Here is a 17413-nt window from a genome sequence, read left to right on the forward strand (position 1 = left end):
CGGCGGATGTTAGCCGCACGAAGCCGCCAACCGGCCGCTCAGCCCTTGAATTTTGCCGCCACCTCGGCGACACGCTCCCCGAACAGGCGCGCCGTTTTCAGATCACCGGGCAGCATCTCGTTGGCGCTCGCGTCCGACGGGCTTTGTGCGATCGCACCGCTGTACGACACCAGGTAGTTCACATCGTCGCGCTGCGCAGCCTTGGTGTTGCTGGGCATGAGGCCCTGGCTCACCCAGATCATGCCGTGCTGCATGGACAGCGTGAACAGGTAGTGCAGCGTGGACAGCTTGTCGCCGTTCATGCCGGCGCTGTTGGTGAAACCGGCCGCGAGCTTGTCTTTCCACTGCTGGGAAAACCAGGGTTTGCTGGAGGCATCGGCGAATTTCTTGAACTGCCAGCTCACGCTGCCCATGTAGGTGGGTGAGCCCATGATGATCGCGTCCGCCGCGGCCAGCGCTTCCCAGCCGCCTTCAGGCAGATTGCCGTCGGCGTCGATGGCGATCAGTTCGGCCCCTGCGCCACTGGCCACCGATTGCGCCATGCGCTGGGTGTGACCGTAACCCGAGTGGTAAACCACAACAACGTTTGCCATTGGAGATCTTTCAGAAAAGCGCCGCAGCGCGGGTGGGGAAAAAGGACTCGAAGATCACTCAGGCCGAGCGGCGGGCGTCCAGGCTGAAGGCACCGGCACCAAAAGCCGCGAGTGCCAGCAGACCACCAGTCACACCGATGTTCTTCATGAACATCAGCTGCTGCATCATTTGCTGCTCGGCCGGCATGGCCCAGTAGTTGTGGAAGAAGAACGAGGCACCCAGCGTGAACAGCGCCAGAGCCAGGGCAGCCCAGCGCGTGCCGAAGCCGACGATCAGCGCCAGGCCACCCAGCACCTCCACCGCCATGGCCACCGCAGCGGCCACGGTGGGAATGGGCAGGCCCACCGATGCGATGTAACCGACCGTGCCGGCAAAACCGGTGATCTTGCCGATGCCGGCGGGCAGGAACAGGGCCGCCAGCAGCAGGCGGGACAACAGGGCGAGGGGGTTTTGCAGGGTGTGCATGGAAATATCCTTTGAATGAAGTTTGGGTTGGGTCAAAAAGCTTGTCTGTGCGTCAGGCCACAAGGTCAAACACCAGCACCTCGGCGTCGTCGCCTCGGGACAGGGAGAGTCGCTCGGCATCGGCGATCACCGCCGCGTCGCCGGTCTGCAGGCGCTGGCCATTCACGTCGAGCGCGCCGCGCACCAGGTGCACATAGGCCTTGCGCTTCGGGTCCAGCGCCAGCTCGGCGGTTTCGCTGCCATTGAAGAGGCCGGCGTACATGGAAGCGTCGGCGTGGATGCTGACCGAGCCCCCGGCGCCGTCGGGCGAAGCCACCAGGCGCAGCTGGCCGCGCTTTTCGGTCTCGGCAAAGCTCTTCTGTTCGTAGCCGGGATCGATGCCCTTCACATTGGGTTCGATCCAGATCTGCAGGAAGTGCGTGGTCTGGTCGGGTGCGTGGTTGAACTCGCTGTGGCGCACGCCGCTGCCGGCGCTCATGCGCTGCACGTCGCCGGGCGGGATGCCCTTGACGTTGCCCATGCTGTCCTTGTGCGCCAGGTTGCCCGACAGCACATAGCTGATGATTTCCATGTCGCGGTGGCCGTGCGTGCCGAAGCCGGTGCCCGGGGCGATGCGGTCCTCGTTGATCACGCGCAGGTTGCCCCAGCCCATCCAGGCGGGGTCGAAATACTCGGCGAACGAAAATGAGTGGAAGCTCTTGAGCCAGCCGTGGTCGGCGTAGCCGCGGGCGTCGGAACGTCGGATCTGCATCATGGTGTCTCGTCCTTTCAAGGGGGTGGTGCTGACCGTTTGCGGGACCGCAGCGGCTGGCATGGGTTGAATTGTGGAACCGCCACCCCCCGGCGTGTTTGCACGGTTTTGATGGCATCATTCAATTCAATTGAACACACAAGTTCCGCAAGCACCATGGCCAGTTCCAATCCCCGCGCCGCACTTTCCCCAGAGAACCTCGGTCTTCTCGAAGCCGTGGCACGGCTCGGCAGCATGGCCGCCGCCGCGCGAGAACTCGGCATGGTGCCCAGCGCCCTGACCTACCGCATCCGCCAGATCGAGGACGCGCTCGACGTGCTGCTGTTCGACCGCAGCGCGCGCCGCGCCCAGCTCACCCCCGCCGGCGCCGAGCTGCTGCGCTCGGGGCAGTACCTGCTGAACGAACTCGATGCGGTGGCCCAGCGCGTCAAGCGCGTGGCCACCGGCTGGGAGCCACAGATCACCATCGCGGCCGATGCCATCATCGCCCGCGCCACCCTGTTCGAGCTGTGCGAGGCCTTTTACGCAGAAGGCGCTCCCACGCGCCTGAAGCTGCGCGCCGAAACGCTCTCGGGCACGCTCGAAGCCCTGCAAAGCGGCCAGGCCGATCTGGCGCTCGGCGTGCCCAGCGAGCTGGCACAGCCCGAAATCCAGACTGCGCCGCTGGGCAGCGCACAGTTCGTCTATGCGGTGGCGCCCCACCACCCGCTGGCCTCGGCCACACACAGCCTGTGCGACGAAGAGCTGCGCGTGCACCGCGCCGTGGCCGTGGCCGACAGCACCCAGCGCGGCAATGGCGTGACCTACAACCTGCTGCCCGGGCAGGACGTGCTCACCGTGCCCACCATGCAGCACAAGCTCGAAGCCCAGCTGCGGGGCCTGGGTGCGGGCTTCCTGCCGCTGCCGCTGGCGCAACCCTTCATCAACGCCGGACGCCTGATCGTGAAGACCGTGCAGCGGCCCAACCGCAGCATCCGCCTGGCCTACGCGTGGCGCCAGCCGCGCAGCGCGGGCGACACCGGGCGCGCGCTGCGCTGGTGGCTGGAGCGCCTGCAGCACCCCACCACGCGCGCCGCCCTGCTCAACAACCACCACCAGATTTGATGCGAACGGGGCTCACGCCACCATGCAGGCTGCTACAGTCAACCTCAAACTCCCGCAACACCCAGCGCACCGAGACATGACCACCAGCAAAAAAACCCGCGCCCCGACCGCTGCCGCCAAACGCCAGCCGGCCAGCCCCGCCAGAAAACCCAAGATGACCACACCCCTGCACTTCGCGGTGGTGGGCGCCGGCATGGCCGGCGTGGCCTGCGCACGCACGCTGCTGCAGGCGGGTCACCGCGTCACCCTGCTTGAAAAGAGCCGCGGCTTCGGTGGCCGCATGTCCACCCGCCGCAGCGAATTTGGTGGCTTCGACCACGGGGCGCAGTACTTCACCGTGCGCGACAAGCGCTTCGCCCAGGCCCTGCTCACGGCCCAGACCGTGGTGCGGCCCTGGAGTGCGAACACGGTGCGCGTGCTCGACGAATTCGGTCACGTTCTGGCCAGCTCCCCTCCCCCCTCCGAACCGCATTTTGTGGCCACCCCCGGCATGAGCGGCCTGGTCGAGCACTGGGTCCAGCCCCTGGCCCACCCGGAGCTCCACGGCGACCTGCCCGCGCGCACGCTCACCGAAACCCGCGTCACCCACATCGAACGCGACGTGCTGCATCCCGAGCAATGGCAACTGCGCACCGAAGACGCCGAAGGCGGCCAGCATGTGCTCGGTGGTTTCGACCGCGTGGTGCTCGCCATCCCGCACCTCCAGGCCCACGACCTGCTGCTGGTCTCCGGCCACTCGCCCGAGCTGCGCCAGTCCCTGGCGCCCGTGCAGGTGGCCCCCTGCTGGACGCTCATGGTCGCCTACCCCCAGGCCATGCAACCCGGCCTGCCCCACATCGGGCCCCAGTGGAACGCCGCGCGCAGCGTGCACCACCGCATCAGCTGGCTCGCGCGCGAAAACAGCAAGCCCCGCCGCGAACCGATCGAACGCTGGACCATCCAGGCCAGCCCGGAATGGTCCAGCAAACACCTGGAAGACGATGCCGAGCGCGTCAAGGCCAAGCTGCTCAAGGGCTTCGCCGAGATCACCGGTATCCGCGCCACACCGACCCACGCCGAGGTGCACCGCTGGCGCTTCGCGCAGACCCAGCAGCCGCTGGGCCGGCCCTATGTGTACGACAAGTCGCTCGGCATCGGCCTGTGCGGCGACTGGTGCCTGGGCCACCGCGTGGAAGACGCCTTCGTCTCCGGGCTCGAACTCGCTCTCGAAATGATTTGACCCCCTGCGCCGCTGCGCGGCTTCCCCCCGGGGGGGACCACACCAGCGGTCTGGCGAAGCCAGTCCCGCGGTGTGTGCTGGCACAGACACGCGCTCCGAGTACATGGCTTTGTCGGTTGCTTCGTCCTACCGCGGGCGCTTCGCGCCCTCTCCCACCGGCCCGCTGCACGCGGGCTCGCTCGTGGCAGCGCTGGCCAGCTGGCTTGACGCCCGTGCCCACGGCGGCACCTGGATCGTGCGCATCGAAGACGTGGACACGCCGCGCTGCGTGCCCGGTGCCGACCGTCTCATCCTGCAGCAGCTCGCCACTTGCGGCCTGGTCAGCGACGAACCCGCCGTCTGGCAATCAGAGCGGGGGGCGCTCTACCTGCAGGCACTGAACCAGCTCGTCGCCACGGACCGTGCCTACCCCTGCGGCTGCTCGCGCAAGGACATCGAAGCGGCCTTGCATGCGGCAGGGCTGAACCGCGAGCGCCATCACGCGGCCGTCTACCCCGGCACCTGCCGCCCCGAAAACGGCGGGCTGCAAGGCAAGCCCGCGCGCGCCTGGCGCTTTGCGGTGCCGAGCGAGCCGGCTGTCATGACGTGGACCGACCGCCGCCTGGGCCCGCAGGCGCAGAACGTGGCCCGCGAGGTCGGTGACTTCATCCTGCGACGCGCCGACGGCCTCTGGGCCTACCAGCTCGCCGTGGTGGTGGATGACGCTGCGCAGGGCATCACGCACGTGGTGCGCGGCGAAGACCTGGCCGACAACACGCCGCGCCAGATTGCGCTGCAGCGGGCGCTGGGCCTGCCCCGCCCGGCTCACCTGCACACCCCGCTGGTGCTGGGCGCCAACGGTGAAAAGCTCAGCAAGCAGAACGGGGCACAGGCACTGGACCTGAGCGAACCGGTGCTGGCGCTGCACCGGGCGGCCGCGACACTGGGTCTGCTGGCCGCTCCGGGATCGGTGCCGGAAGCCCTCGCCGCCTGGGTCGCGCAGTGGAAGGACGCTCAGCCTCTCAGCCTTTGCGCCCGCCCATGACCAGCAGCAGGCCCCCCACCGCGATGGCACCGATGCCCGCCCACAGCGGCACATTGACGGTCTTCTTTTCCTTTACGGTCAACTCCAGCGGGCCCAGCTTCACCGCGGTGCTGTCCTGGGTGTAGCTGAAGCCGCCGTAGATCAGGGCCAGCGCACCGCCAGCGATCAGGACCAAGGCAATGAGTTTGGTGGCGTTCATGGTGATTCTCTGAAAAGGTTGTGGAGTCTGTCACCCCCATTCTGCCCCCGACGGGAAATCACGGCACGCGCCGCGCCACCGAGCCGGGCTCCTACAATCTCCCACCCCTCTTGCGCCGCACCATGAACCCTGACATCCCCGACAACGCCACCGCCGACCAGCCCCCACCTCCCGCCGGAACACCACGGCCCGATGGCGCGCCCTTCATGCGCGTGATCAAGAGCTACGTGCTGCGCGCCGGGCGCACCGGCCCGGGCCAAGCCCGCGCCTACGAACAGTTCGGTCCGCAGTTTCTGCTCAACTACGACGCCAGCCAGACGCTGGACACCACGGCCGCCTTCGGCCGCGCGGCGCCGCTGATCATGGAGATCGGCTTCGGCATGGGCGGCGCCACGGCGCACATCGCCACCGTGCGCCCGAACGACAACTTTCTCTGCTGTGAAGTGCACGAACCCGGCGTGGGCGCGCTGCTCAAGCTCGTGGGCGAAGCGGGCCTGCAGAACATCCGCATCTTCCGCCACGACGCGGTCGAGGTGCTTGACCACATGCTGCCGGAAGGCAGCCTGGACGGCGTGCACATCTTTTTCCCCGATCCCTGGCACAAGACGCGTCACCACAAACGCCGCCTGATCCAGACCCCGTTCGTGAACCGCCTGGCGCGCCACCTGAAACCGGGTGGTTACCTGCACCTCGCGACCGACTGGGAACCATATGCGCAGCAGATGCTGGAAGTCCTGAGCGCCGAGCCGCTGCTGAAGAACACGGCCGCGGCCGGCAGCGACGGCTACGTGCCCAAGCCGGACTACCGGCCCTTGACCAAATTCGAGAACCGCGGCATCCAGCTGGGCCACGGCGTGTGGGACCTGGTGTTCGTGCGCGCCTGAACGGCGCGTCGGGTCACTCGTCCTCGTCCGAGTCCAGTGCCGCGTCGGCACCGGCACCGATGAGCTGGCCGCCGATGCGGGCCGTGCCGACCGCCGCGTCCACCGCGAGGCCGGCAACACCCACCACCGCCGATGCCGCCACATCGACCACGGCCACCACAGCGCAGCCGCTCAGCAGCAGGCTGCTCACGCCAAGCGCCAGCGCCAGGCGAGCACGGCCAACGCGGGCACGGATGACGGTGTCGGAGAGGTTGGCGGCTTTGATCACGGCGGGGTCCTGTGGTGAAGGCGCAGAGAATACCCGGATTTCCTTCGCTCACCCTCCTCCGCCGTGGCCCGATCCTCCAAGAACCCGCTCATTCCCGCCCGCGACGGCGTGTCGCCCAGCTGCGTCGCACTGCCTGGGGTCAGAACCGGAGACGTCCGCTGGCCCGGCGTGATCGACTTTCTGGACGAGCGCCTGCCGAAGGTGGGGCGCGCGGCGTGGACCGAGCGGCTGGCCACGGGCGCGGTGCTGGACGAAGCAGGCCATGCCGTACCGCCCGAGGCGCCGTACCGGGGCAATACGCGGCTGTACTACTACCGCGAGCTGCCGGACGAAGGGGTGGTGCCGTTTGAAGAAATGGTGCTCTACCAGGACGCGCACCTGGTGGTGGCCGACAAACCGCACTTTCTGCCCGTGACGCCGGGCGGGCGTTATGTGCAGCAGACTTTGCTGGTGCGCCTTCAACGCAAGCTCGGTCTGCCACAGCTGGCACCGCTGCACCGCATTGATCGCGAAACCGCCGGGCTGGTGCTGTTGGCCGTGAACCCCGCCGAGCGCGGGACCTACCACGCGCTCTTCAGTGGGCGAACCATGCAAAAGACCTACGAGGCCATCGCGCCGGCCACCGACGCATGGACCTGGCCGCGCACGAGCAGCAGCCGCATCGTGGAACACCCGGCCGATTTTTTCCGCATGAACGAGGTGGCTGGTGAGCCGAACAGCGAGACACGCATCGATGTGCTGGAGCGGCGCGGCGACTGGGCGCGCTATACGCTGGAACCCGTCACCGGCAAACGCCACCAGCTGCGCGTGCACATGAACGCGCTCGGCCTGCCCATCGTGGGCGACCAGCTCTACCCGACCGTGCTGCACGGGCCGGACGAAGCGGAAGATTTTGCGAACCCGTTGCGCCTGCTGGCGCGGGGCATCGCGTTCACGGACCCGGTGACGGGCGCGCCGCGTGCCTTCCAGAGCCAGCGCGAGCTGGACTGGCCCACCTGAACCGTTCAGCCCTCAGCCAGCACCTGCTCCCGGAAGCGGGCCGGGATGAGCGCCACGCGCCGGGTTTCGCGGTCGATGAACACGATGCCGATCTTGCCGCGTGCCACCTCGCGGCCCGATGCCACGTTGTCCATGCGGTAGACCAGGTCGAAACCGTACTTGTTGGGGTCCTGCGGCAGCAGGCTCACCCGCATGGTCTCGCCATGAAAGCCCTCGGCCTTGTACTGGGCCACGATGTCGCCGACGACGATGGGGTGGCCGGCGACATCGGACTCGGTGTAACCCAGGGACTTGAAGTAACGCACCCGGGCTTCAGACACCAGCGTCAGCAGTTGCGCGTTGTCCAGGTGCCCGCCCTGGTTGACGTGGCTGATGTAGATCGACATCTCCGTGCTGAAAGCGAAGTGGTCGGGCAGATCGATCTGGATACGCGGCATGGCTTCAGGGTCCCTGGCAATCGCTGACAGGCGCGCAGGCGATCACACCCGCTCGGCCACCCAGGCCTGCACCGAAGCCAGCGCCTTGGGCAGTCCACTCGCATCGGTACCGCCGGCCATGGCCATGTCGGGCTTGCCACCGCCCTTGCCGCCCACCTGCTGGGCCACAAAGTTCACCAGCTCGCCGGCCTTGACCTTGCCCATCACGTCGGCGGTCACACCCGCGGCGATCTGCACCTTGCCGCCGTCCACCGCGGCCAGCACGATGGCCGCCGACTTGAGCTTGTCCTTCAGCTTGTCCATGGTTTCGCGCAGGCCCTTGGCGTCGGCACCGGCCAGCACCGCCGACAGCACCTTGATGCCCTTGACCTCGACCGCCTGGTTCACCAGCTCGTCGCCCTGTGCCGAGGCCAGACGGCTCTTGAGCGCGCTCATTTCCTTTTCCAGATCGCGCATCTGGTCCAGCAGCGCACCCACGCGCGCGGGCACCTCGCCGGGCGTGACCTTGAGCGTGCCGGCCACACCGCCGAGCGTGGCTTCCATGCCCTGCACGTAGGCCAGCGCGTTCAGGCCCGTCACCGCTTCCACGCGGCGCACGCCCGCAGCCACACCGCCTTCGGCGGTGATGGTGAAAAAGCCGATGTCGCCCGTGGCCCCGACGTGCGTGCCACCGCAGAGTTCGCGGCTGGAGCCGATGTCGAGCACGCGCACGGTCTCGCCGTACTTCTCGCCGAACAACATCATGGCGCCGGTCTTCTGAGCCGATTCGATGTCCATCACGCGCGCCTGCGTCGCCGCGTTGGCCACGATCTCGGCGTTCACGCGCTGCTCGATCTCGCGGATCTGCGCGTCCGTCACCGGCGCGTTGTGCGTGAAGTCGAAACGTGTCTTGTCGGCGTCGACCAGGCTGCCCTTCTGCTGCACATGCGTGCCCAGCACCTCACGCAGGGCCTTGTGCATCAGGTGCGTGACCGAGTGGTTGCGCACGGTGGCGGCGCGCTGGGCGGTGTCCACCGCGGCGGTCACCGTGTCGCCCACGGCGAGCGTGCCCTGCTCCATCACGCCGTGGTGGCCGAACACGTCGGACTTGATCTTCTGCGTGTCGCCGACGGCAAACTTCGCCGAACCGCTGGTGATCACGCCTTCGTCACCCACCTGGCCACCGCTCTCGGCGTAGAACGGCGTGGTGTCCAGCACCACGACGCCCTGCTGGCCGGCCTTGAGTTCGGCCACGGCCGTGCCGTCCAGGTACAGGGCCACCACCTTGGCGGGCGCTTCGAGCTGCTCGTAGCCGACGAAGCTGTTGCCGGCGCCGGTGTACTCCAGCGCCTTGTCCATCTTGAACTTGCCGGCCGCGCGGCCCTTGGCTTTCTGCGCTTCCATGGCGGCGTGGAAACCGGCCTCGTCCACCGTCAGGCCGCGCTCGCGGCAGACGTCGCCCGACAGGTCGAGCGGGAAGCCGTAGGTGTCGTGCAGCTTGAAGGCCACATCGCCCGGCAGCACCTTCGCGCCCTCGGCCAGGGCGGCGTCGAGGATTTCCATGCCGTTGGCCAGGGTCTCGTAGAAGCGCTCTTCCTCGGCCTTGAGCACCTCGGTGATGCGCTGCGCCTGGGACGCCATGTTCGGATACGCCTCGCCCATCACCTTCACCAGATCGGGCACCAGCTTGTGGAAGAACGGGGTTTTCTGCCCGAGCTTGTAGCCGTGGCGGATGGCGCGGCGCACGATGCGGCGCTGCACGTAGCCACGGCCTTCGTTGCTGGGGATCACACCATCGCTGATCAGGAACGCCGTGGCGCGGATGTGGTCGGCGATCACCTTGAGCGAGGGGTTGCTCAGGTCGGCGGTGCCGGTCTCGCGGCCGGCGGCCTTGATCAGTGCGTCGAAGATGTCGATTTCGTAGTTGCTGTGCACGTGCTGCAGGATGGCGGCCAGGCGCTCCAGGCCCATGCCGGTGTCCACGCAGGGCGCGGGCAACGGCGTCACGGCGCCGGTCTCGTCCATGTTGAACTGCATGAACACGTTGTTCCAGATCTCGATGAAGCGGTCGCCGTCTTCATCGGGGCTGCCGGGAGGGCCGCCCGGGATGTGGTCGCCGTGGTCATAGAAGATTTCCGAACAGGGGCCACACGGACCGGTGTCGGCCATCATCCAGAAGTTGTCGCTCTTGTAGCGGCCGCCCTTGTTGTCGCCGATGCGGATCACGCGCTCGGGCGGCAGGCCGATTTCCTTGGTCCAGATGTCGTAGGCCTCGTCGTCCTCTTCGTACACCGTGGCCAGCAGGCGCTCGGCCGGCAGCTTGTAGACCTCGGTCAGCAGCTCCCAGGCCCACTTCAGCGATTCGCGCTTGAAGTAGTCGCCAAACGACCAGTTGCCCAGCATCTCGAAGAAGGTGTGGTGGCGCGCGGTGTAGCCCACGTTTTCCAGGTCGTTGTGTTTGCCGCCGGCGCGCAGGCAGGCCTGCACCGAGGCCGCGCGCACATAGGGGCGCTTGTCGGTGCCGAGGAACACGTCCTTGAACTGCACCATGCCCGAGTTGGTGAACATGAGCGTGGGGTCGTTGCCCGGCACCAGCGGGCTGGACGCCACCACGGTGTGGCCCTTGGAGGCGAAGAAGTCCAGGAAGGTCTTGCGGATGTCGGCAACGGAGGCTGGGCGGGTCATGTCGGTGGTGCTTCGTGCAGGTTCTGAACAGCTTTACATTATCGCCCGACCGGGCGTCCGGGGCGCCGAGCGCGCCTGCGGGCAGGCAGCTAGCGGACGTGGCCAACGCCGCCCGGCGCATGCCCTTCGAGCGTGGGGCGCACCGCCGTCAGGAAATTGCTCAGCGACTCCGGCAACACGGCGCCTTTGCGCCAGGCCAGACCCACCTCCAGATGCGGCAAGGTGTGGGCCAGCGGCCGGGCCTCGATGCGGTCGCCCTCCAGAGACCACGGCCGGTAAAGCATGTCGGGCAACACCGAGCAGCCGGCGCCGGTGGCCACCAGGCTGCGCACGGCTTCCACCGACGAGGTGCGGATCAGCACCGTGGGGTCCGCACCGCCAGCGTTCCACAAGGCGGTGGTGGCGTCACCCAACTCGTCCACCTGCAACAGGACAAGCGACTGCCGGGCCAGCTCGGTGGCCTCGATTTTTTCCTCGCCGGTCAGGCGGTGGTTGACAGGGAGCCACACCCGCCAGCCCGAACGCAGGATGGTTTCGGTTTCCAGCGCCTGGCGGTTCTGCAACTGGGACACCACGATCAGCGCCACGTCGAGCTCGCCGCTGATCAGCAGGTGCTCCAGGTAGTCGCGCCGGTCTTCGGTGATCTGCACCTGGATGCGCGGGAACACGCGGCGAAAGCGGTCGAGCAGGAACGGCAGGTAGTAACCCACCATCAGGCTGGTCACGCCCACATTGAGGCTGCCGGTGACGGTGTGCGGCCGCGAGGCCAGTGCGTCTCGTGCGTTGCGCATGGCCACGTCGATCTGGTGCGCATGGCGCAGGAACTGGTGGCCCGCGTGGGTGAGCGACATGCCGCGGGCCCGGCGCTCGAACAGCAAGGTGCCCAGATCGGCCTCCATCTGCGCAATGGCCTGCGACACCACCGATTGCGAAACCCCCAGCTCGTGGATAGCGGCCGAGATGGAGCCCGATTCCGCGACCGCTATGAAATACCGAATGCTCTTGAACGAGGTGCTCATCGGGTCATTTCGCCATTTCAGGCACTCTTTTGGACCAATTAAAGGGTAAACCCGCAAATGCACCGCTTTAAGGCGCAGGGTAACCCCCTAAAAAAGCGCTTCCTGGTGCGAGGTTTCTGTTTTACCGATGGATTCTATTGTTTGCCCGGTATGGTTCTGCACAGGGGCAATACCTAAGATGCCTCTCAGGCTCGCACCAGCGCGCTCCAACCCCCTGTCAGGAGTTCCTATGTCCCAGACCCGCACACTTCTCGTTGGTTTGCTGGCGGTTGCCTCCGCCGCCTCCAGCCTCGCAGCTCCGCCCAAGGCCGTTGGCAAGGGTGAGGGACAGCTCAACATCATTGCCTGGGCAGGCTACATCGAACGCGGCGAAACCGACAAGGCCTACGACTGGACCACCAGCTTTGAAAAGGCCTCGGGTTGCAAGGTCAACGTCAAGACCGCCGCCACCTCCGACGAGATGGTGGCCCTGATGAAGGCGGGTGGCCACGACATCGTGACCGCCTCGGGCGACGCCAGCGGACGCCTGATCGCCTCCAAGCTGGTGCAGGAAGTGAACGTGGGCCTGGTGCCCAGCTACAAGAACATCGACCCCCGCCTGCAGAACGCGGCCTGGCACACCGTCGACGGCAAACACTACGGCGTGCCTTACCAGTCGGGCCCCAACGTGCTGATGTACAACACCGACGTCTTCAAGAAGGCACCCGACTCCTGGTCAGTGGTGTTCGAAGAACAGAACCTGCCCGACGGCAAGTCCAACAAGGGCCGCGTGCAGGCCTACGACGGCGCCATCTACATCGCCGACGCCGCGCTGTACCTGATGTCCAAGAAGCCCGAGCTGGGCATCAAGGACCCCTACGAACTCAATGAAAAACAGTACGCCGCCGTGCTGGAGCTGCTGCGCGGGCAGAAGAAGCTGACCCACCGCTACTGGCACGACGCCACGGTGCAGATGAACGACTTCAAGAGCGAAGGCGTCGCGGCTTCGGGCTCCTGGGGCTTCATGGTGAATTCGCTCAAGGGCGAGAAGAAGCCCATTGCCTCCGTGGTGCCCAAGGAAGGCGCCACCGGCTGGGCCGACACCACCATGCTGCATGTGAACGCCAAGAACGTGAACTGCGCCTACCAGTGGATGGAGCATCAGCTGAGCGATAAGCTGCAGGCCCCGCTGGCCGAGTGGTTCGGCACCGTGCCGGTGACGCCCGCCGCCTGCAAGGCCAAGGCCCCCGGCGGCAGCGACTTCTGCAAGGTCAACGGCTTTGACGACCTGAACAAGATCAAGTTCTGGAAGACCCCCCAGGCCAAGTGCGCCAGCCAAGGCAGCTGCGTGCCGTATGCCAAGTGGGCGATGGACTACATCGCGATCATGGGCGGAAGGTAGAAGGAATCACCCCCCGCGCCGCTTCGCGTCACCCCTCTCTCGCCTTCGGCGGGAGGGGGGCGGCACTGGCCGTCCGGCGAAGCCGGGCCGGCGGTGCCCTTGGCTGAGGAAGACCTCGCGCCCTCGCTGAGTTTCGCTGCGACAACACGGTCAACCGAACCGCACCCCTGACTGAAGATTTCTGCATGACCGACGCCATCGAGTTCAAGGACGTTTCCAGGCACTACGGCGACGTGAAGGCGCTGGACGGTGTCAGCTTCACCGTGCAGGAAGGCGAGTTCTTTTCCATGCTGGGGCCGTCGGGCTCCGGCAAGACCACCTCGCTGCGGCTGATGGCCGGCTTTGAGCAACCGAGCCGGGGCAGCCTGACCCTGATGGGCCAGGAAGCTTCGGGCACACCGCCTTACGAGCGCGACGTGAACACCGTGTTCCAGGACTACGCGCTGTTCCCGCACATGAACGTGCTGGACAACGTGGCCTACGGTCTGATGGTGCGCAAGGTGCCCAGGGCCCAGCGCCATGCCCAGGCCCGCGAGGCCCTGGCCATGGTGGCCCTGCCCGACCACGCCGAACGCACACCGGCCCAGCTCTCGGGCGGCCAGCGCCAGCGCGTGGCGCTCGCGCGGGCCCTGGTCAACCGGCCGCGCATCCTGTTGCTGGACGAGCCCCTGGGCGCGCTGGACATGAAGCTGCGCGAGCAGATGCAGGTGGAGCTCAAGGTGCTGCACCGCAAGCTGGGCATCACCTTCGTCTATGTGACGCACGACCAGGGCGAAGCGCTCTCCATGTCGGACCGCATCGCCGTGTTCAACCAGGGCCGGATCGAACAGATCGCCAGCCCGCGCGAGCTGTACCACCGGCCGCGCACGCGCTTCGTGGCGGACTTTGTCGGCAGCGCCAACGTGATCGACACCGCGCTGGCACAGTCGCTCACGGGCCGGCCACAGGCGTTTGCCGTGCGTCAGGAACACATTGCCATGCACCCGGCGGGCACCGCCGCTGCCGCCGGCCGACTGCAGGTCGAGGGCGAGGTGCTGGCCATCCAGTTCCTGGGTGCGAGCCAGCGGCTGGAAGTGCAGGTCGGCGGACAGGTGATCACCGCCCTGCAGGCAGAAAGTGAAGCCGCGTCGGCGCTGGCCGCCCACACCCGGGCGGGCCAGCGGGTCGCCCTCAGTTGGGCAGAGCAGCACATGGTGATGCTGGACGCCTGAGGCCACCGCCGTGCGCACCCTCTCCAACTTCTTCTACCAGCGGCGCACGCTCACGCTGCTGCTGATGCTCACGCCGCCGCTGCTGTGGTTTGGCGTGGTGTACCTGGGCTCGCTGCTGACGCTGCTGAGCCAGAGCGTCTTCGTGTTCGACGACATGAGCATGTCGGTGGTGGCCGAGTTCACCACCGACAACTTTGCCAACCTGCTGGTGCCGGCCAACCTGGACATCGTGCTGCGCACGCTGGGCATGGCCGTCGCCGTGACGCTGGCCACCGCACTCATCGGCTTTCCCATGGCCTGGTACATGGCCCACCACGCCAGCCCGGCGGAAAAGGGTTTCTTCTATGTCGGCGTGATGCTGCCCATGTGGGCCAGCTACATCGTCAAGGCCTACGCCTGGACCGTGCTGCTGGCGCAGGGCGGCGTCATCTACTGGGTGATCAATGCACTGGGCCTGCAAGGCGTTCTGCAGGCGGTGCTGGCGATTCCGGTGATCGGCGGCGACACCCTGGCCACCTCCAACCTCGGCCGCTTCCTGGTGTTCACCTACATCTGGCTGCCCTTCATGGTGCTGCCGATCCAGGCCGCCATCGAACGCGTGCCGGCCAACCTGCTGCTGGCCTCGGGCGACCTCGGTGCCCGCCCGTTCCAGACCTTCCGCAACGTGCTGTGGCCACTCGCTTTCCCGGGCGTGGTCGCGGGCTCCATCTTCACCTTCTCGCTCACGCTGGGGGACTACATCATTCCCCAGCTGGTCGGCCCCTCGGGCCTGTACATCGGCAACATGGTCTACACCATGCAGGGAACCATCGGCAACATCCCCATGGCGGCGGCCTTCACCTGCGTGCCCATCGTGCTGATCACCATCTACCTGGCCATGGCGCGCCGACTGGGGGCCTTCAATGCGCTCTAAACCCACCCTGTTGCGCATCGCCGCCTACGCGGGCCTGGCCTTCCTGCACCTGCCCTTGCTGTTCATCGCGCTGTACGCCTTCAACAGCGCCGACAGCAACTACAGCTTCCCCATGGAAGGCCTGACCCTGCGCTGGTTCGCGCGCGCCCTCGAACGCACCGACATCCACGAGGCGATCTACCTCTCGCTGGCGGTGGCCGCGATGGCCACCATCATCGCGATGGTGCTGGGCACGCTCACCGCCGCGGCCCTGAACCGCGACCGCTTCTTCGGCAAGGACGCGTTCACCACCCTGCTGATCCTGCCGATCGCCCTGCCCGGCATCGTCACCGGCATTGCCCTGCTCTCGGCCTTCCGGCTCATGGAGGTCAACCCGGGTTTCTGGACCATCGTGGTCGGCCACGCCACCTTCTGCGTGGTCATCGTGCACAACAACGTGGTGGCCCGCCTGCGGCGCCTGCCCGACCGCTTGTGGGAGGCGTCGATGGACCTCGGTGCCGACACCCTGACCACGCTGCGCCACATCATCCTGCCGCAGCTCGGCACGGCCCTGCTGGCCGGCGGCATCCTGGCCTTTGCCCTGTCGGTGGACGAACTCATCGTGACCACCTTCACCGCCGGCACCGACAAGACCCTGCCGATCTGGCTCATGGGCCAGCTCGGGCGCCCCCGCGAAGCGGCCATCACCAACGTGGTGGCACTGGTCATCATGGTCATCACCATGCCGCTGATCCTGCTGGCCTGGCGCCTCACGCGCGACGGCGACGCCAGCCCGAACGCCAGCTGAACACCCCGCTCCCGTCCGCTCTGTTTCAACCCACCTCTGGAACCCGACATGGCTGCCACCCGCTTCACCACCCAGCTCCTGATCAATGGCCACAGCGTCGCCGGCGAAGGGCGCGTCGAACCCATCCTCAACCCCAGCACGGGCGAACTGCTGTGCGAGGTGCGCGAGGCCAGCGCCGACCAGCTGCGCCTGGCGGTGGACGCGGCCAGCGCCGCCTTCCCCGCCTGGGCCGCGCTCACGCCGCGCGACCGCAGCGCCTACCTGTTCAAGATCGCCGATGCCATCGAAGCCCACGGTGACGAACTCGCCATGCTGGAATCGCTGAACTGTGGCAAGCCCTTGTCCGCCGCGCGCAACGACGAGATCCCCGCCATCGCCGATGTCTACCGTTTCTTTGGCGGCGCCATCCGCAACATGTCGGGGCCGCTGGCGGGTGAATACCTGGCGGGCCACACCAGCATGATCCGGCGCGACGCACTGGGCGTGGTGGCCTCCATCGCGCCCTGGAACTACCCGCTCATGATGGCCGCCTGGAAGCTCGGCCCGGCCATCGCCATGGGCAACACCGTGGTGCTCAAGCCCTCGGAAAACACACCGCTGACCACGCTGCGCTTCGGCGAACTGCTGGCCGGCATCCTGCCGCCGGGCGTGGTCAACATCGTCTGCGGCCGCGGTGACTCGGTGGGCGCGCCCCTGATCCGAGACCCGCGCATCCGGGTGGCCTCGCTCACCGGCGACGTCTCGACCGGCAGCAAGATCATGGAAGCTGCCGCGCGCGGCATCAAGCGCACCCACCTGGAGCTGGGTGGCAAGGCGCCGGTGATCGTGCTCGACGACGCCGACCTGGGGCAAGTGGTCGAAGGCCTGCGCACCTTCGGCTACTACAACGCGGGCCAGGACTGCACCGCTGCCTGCCGCGTCTACGCCACGGAAGGCATCTACGAGAAACTGGTGGCCGACCTGAGCAGTGCCGTCTCGTCCATCAAGGTGGGCAGCCAGCAGGAGCCCGGCGTCGAGATGGGCCCGCTGATCTCGGCCCGCCAGCGCGACCGCGTGGCCAGCTTCGTTGACCGCGCGGCCCAGCTGGCCCACACCGAGGTCACGGCCGGCGGCAGCACCGTGGGCAACAAGGGCTTTTTCTACAAACCCACGGTCATCGCCGGCGCGCTGCAGGAGGACGAGATCGTGCGCAGCGAGGTGTTCGGCCCGGTGGTGTCCATCACCCGCGTGAAAGACGCGGAACAGGCCGTGGCCTGGGCGAACGACTCCGAGTACGGGCTGTCCAGCTCGGTCTGGTCGGGCAACGTGGGCTCCGCCATGAACATCGCCTCGCGCCTGCAGTACGGCTGCACCTGGGTCAACACCCACTTCATGCTGGTGTCCGAAATGCCGCACGGCGGCATGAAACATTCGGGCTACGGCAAGGACATGTCGGTCTACGCGCTGGAAGACTACAGCTGCGTGCGACACATCATGGTCAAGCACTGAGACACC

General features: G+C 67.1%; 18 protein-coding genes. 10 read left to right on the forward strand and 8 right to left on the reverse strand.

Annotated elements, in window-relative coordinates; translation table 11 throughout:
* Positions 1-38: 38 nt before the first annotated feature.
* Genes F3K02_RS09630 through F3K02_RS09640 form a run of 3 tightly spaced genes read right to left on the reverse strand, consistent with a single transcriptional unit; the run spans position 39 to position 1813 of the window.
* On the reverse strand, positions 39-593 hold the full coding sequence (locus F3K02_RS09630) for a flavodoxin family protein (protein WP_177135336.1): 555 nt from the start codon (positions 591-593) through the stop codon (positions 39-41).
* Between the two features lie 58 nt (positions 594-651).
* Positions 652-1059 carry a DoxX family protein gene (locus F3K02_RS09635; protein WP_177135337.1) on the reverse strand — a complete coding sequence of 136 codons (408 nt, stop codon included), beginning with the start codon at positions 1057-1059 and terminating at the stop codon, positions 652-654.
* A gap of 52 nt (positions 1060-1111) precedes the next feature.
* A complete protein-coding gene (locus F3K02_RS09640; protein ID WP_177135338.1) occupies positions 1112-1813 on the reverse strand; it encodes a pirin family protein in 702 nt (233 codons plus the stop codon).
* A 153-nt stretch (positions 1814-1966) separates the two neighbouring features.
* On the opposite strand from F3K02_RS09640, the gene F3K02_RS09645 reads away from it, so the two are divergent.
* The 3 genes from F3K02_RS09645 to gluQRS all read left to right on the forward strand — a co-directional run bounded on the left by F3K02_RS09645 (position 1967) and on the right by gluQRS (position 5157).
* Positions 1967-2914, forward strand: a complete 948-nt coding sequence (locus F3K02_RS09645; protein WP_177135339.1) for a LysR family transcriptional regulator — start codon at positions 1967-1969, stop codon at positions 2912-2914.
* A 76-nt stretch (positions 2915-2990) separates the two neighbouring features.
* Positions 2991-4133, forward strand: coding sequence for an NAD(P)/FAD-dependent oxidoreductase (locus F3K02_RS09650; RefSeq protein WP_425485569.1), 1143 nt, complete (start codon positions 2991-2993; stop codon positions 4131-4133).
* Between the two features lie 103 nt (positions 4134-4236).
* Positions 4237-5157 (forward strand): tRNA glutamyl-Q(34) synthetase GluQRS, encoded by a 921-nt coding sequence (gluQRS, locus tag F3K02_RS09655; RefSeq protein WP_177135340.1) that lies wholly within the window; start codon positions 4237-4239, stop codon positions 5155-5157.
* Here the strand turns inward: gluQRS and F3K02_RS09660 are convergent.
* On the reverse strand, positions 5135-5356 hold the full coding sequence (locus tag F3K02_RS09660) for a hypothetical protein (protein ID WP_177135341.1): 222 nt from the start codon (positions 5354-5356) through the stop codon (positions 5135-5137). The two genes, gluQRS and F3K02_RS09660, sit on opposite strands and share 23 nt — an antisense overlap.
* 122 nt (positions 5357-5478) lie before the next feature.
* Between F3K02_RS09660 and trmB the strand changes: the two genes are divergently transcribed.
* The gene (trmB, locus tag F3K02_RS09665) at positions 5479-6240 is read left to right on the forward strand and encodes a tRNA (guanosine(46)-N7)-methyltransferase TrmB (protein WP_177135342.1); all 762 of its coding nucleotides are present in this window, start codon (positions 5479-5481) and stop codon (positions 6238-6240) included.
* 13 nt (positions 6241-6253) lie between these two features.
* Here trmB and F3K02_RS09670 read toward each other — a convergent pair whose 3' ends face one another.
* Positions 6254-6508: a hypothetical protein gene (locus F3K02_RS09670; protein WP_343067047.1), complete on the reverse strand. Its 255-nt coding sequence runs from the start codon at positions 6506-6508 to the stop codon at positions 6254-6256.
* A gap of 168 nt (positions 6509-6676) precedes the next feature.
* Between F3K02_RS09670 and F3K02_RS09675 the strand changes: the two genes are divergently transcribed.
* Complete coding sequence (locus F3K02_RS09675) at positions 6677-7507, forward strand: pseudouridine synthase (RefSeq protein WP_343067048.1); 831 nt, start codon at positions 6677-6679, stop codon at positions 7505-7507.
* A gap of 5 nt (positions 7508-7512) precedes the next feature.
* Here F3K02_RS09675 and F3K02_RS09680 read toward each other — a convergent pair whose 3' ends face one another.
* The 3 genes from F3K02_RS09680 to F3K02_RS09690 form a co-directional block, all read right to left on the reverse strand.
* Positions 7513-7944: an acyl-CoA thioesterase gene (locus tag F3K02_RS09680; protein ID WP_177135344.1), complete on the reverse strand. Its 432-nt coding sequence runs from the start codon at positions 7942-7944 to the stop codon at positions 7513-7515.
* Between the two features lie 42 nt (positions 7945-7986).
* Complete coding sequence (gene alaS / locus F3K02_RS09685; protein WP_177135345.1) at positions 7987-10608, reverse strand: alanine--tRNA ligase; 2622 nt, start codon at positions 10606-10608, stop codon at positions 7987-7989.
* Positions 10609-10697: 89 nt separating this feature from the next.
* The gene (locus tag F3K02_RS09690) at positions 10698-11627 is read right to left on the reverse strand and encodes a LysR family transcriptional regulator (protein WP_177135346.1); all 930 of its coding nucleotides are present in this window, start codon (positions 11625-11627) and stop codon (positions 10698-10700) included.
* 229 nt (positions 11628-11856) lie between these two features.
* Between F3K02_RS09690 and F3K02_RS09695 the strand changes: the two genes are divergently transcribed.
* From F3K02_RS09695 to F3K02_RS09715, 5 genes are all read left to right on the forward strand, one after another.
* Complete coding sequence (locus tag F3K02_RS09695) at positions 11857-13008, forward strand: ABC transporter substrate-binding protein (protein WP_177135347.1); 1152 nt, start codon at positions 11857-11859, stop codon at positions 13006-13008.
* A gap of 185 nt (positions 13009-13193) precedes the next feature.
* Entirely contained in the window at positions 13194-14219 is a 1026-nt protein-coding gene (locus F3K02_RS09700; RefSeq protein WP_177135348.1) for an ABC transporter ATP-binding protein, read from the forward strand.
* A 10-nt stretch (positions 14220-14229) separates the two neighbouring features.
* On the forward strand, positions 14230-15132 hold the full coding sequence (locus F3K02_RS09705; RefSeq protein ID WP_343067049.1) for an ABC transporter permease: 903 nt from the start codon (positions 14230-14232) through the stop codon (positions 15130-15132).
* Positions 15122-15919 carry an ABC transporter permease gene (locus tag F3K02_RS09710; RefSeq protein ID WP_177135349.1) on the forward strand — a complete coding sequence of 266 codons (798 nt, stop codon included), beginning with the start codon at positions 15122-15124 and terminating at the stop codon, positions 15917-15919. Before F3K02_RS09705 ends, F3K02_RS09710 begins: the two co-directional genes overlap by 11 nt.
* Positions 15920-15967: 48 nt before the next feature.
* Positions 15968-17407 carry a gamma-aminobutyraldehyde dehydrogenase gene (locus F3K02_RS09715; protein WP_177135350.1) on the forward strand — a complete coding sequence of 480 codons (1440 nt, stop codon included), beginning with the start codon at positions 15968-15970 and terminating at the stop codon, positions 17405-17407.
* Positions 17408-17413 lie beyond the last annotated feature (6 nt).

Source organism: Hydrogenophaga aromaticivorans, from assembly GCF_013387465.1.
Taxonomy (GTDB): Bacteria; Pseudomonadota; Gammaproteobacteria; order Burkholderiales; family Burkholderiaceae_C; genus Hydrogenophaga; species Hydrogenophaga aromaticivorans.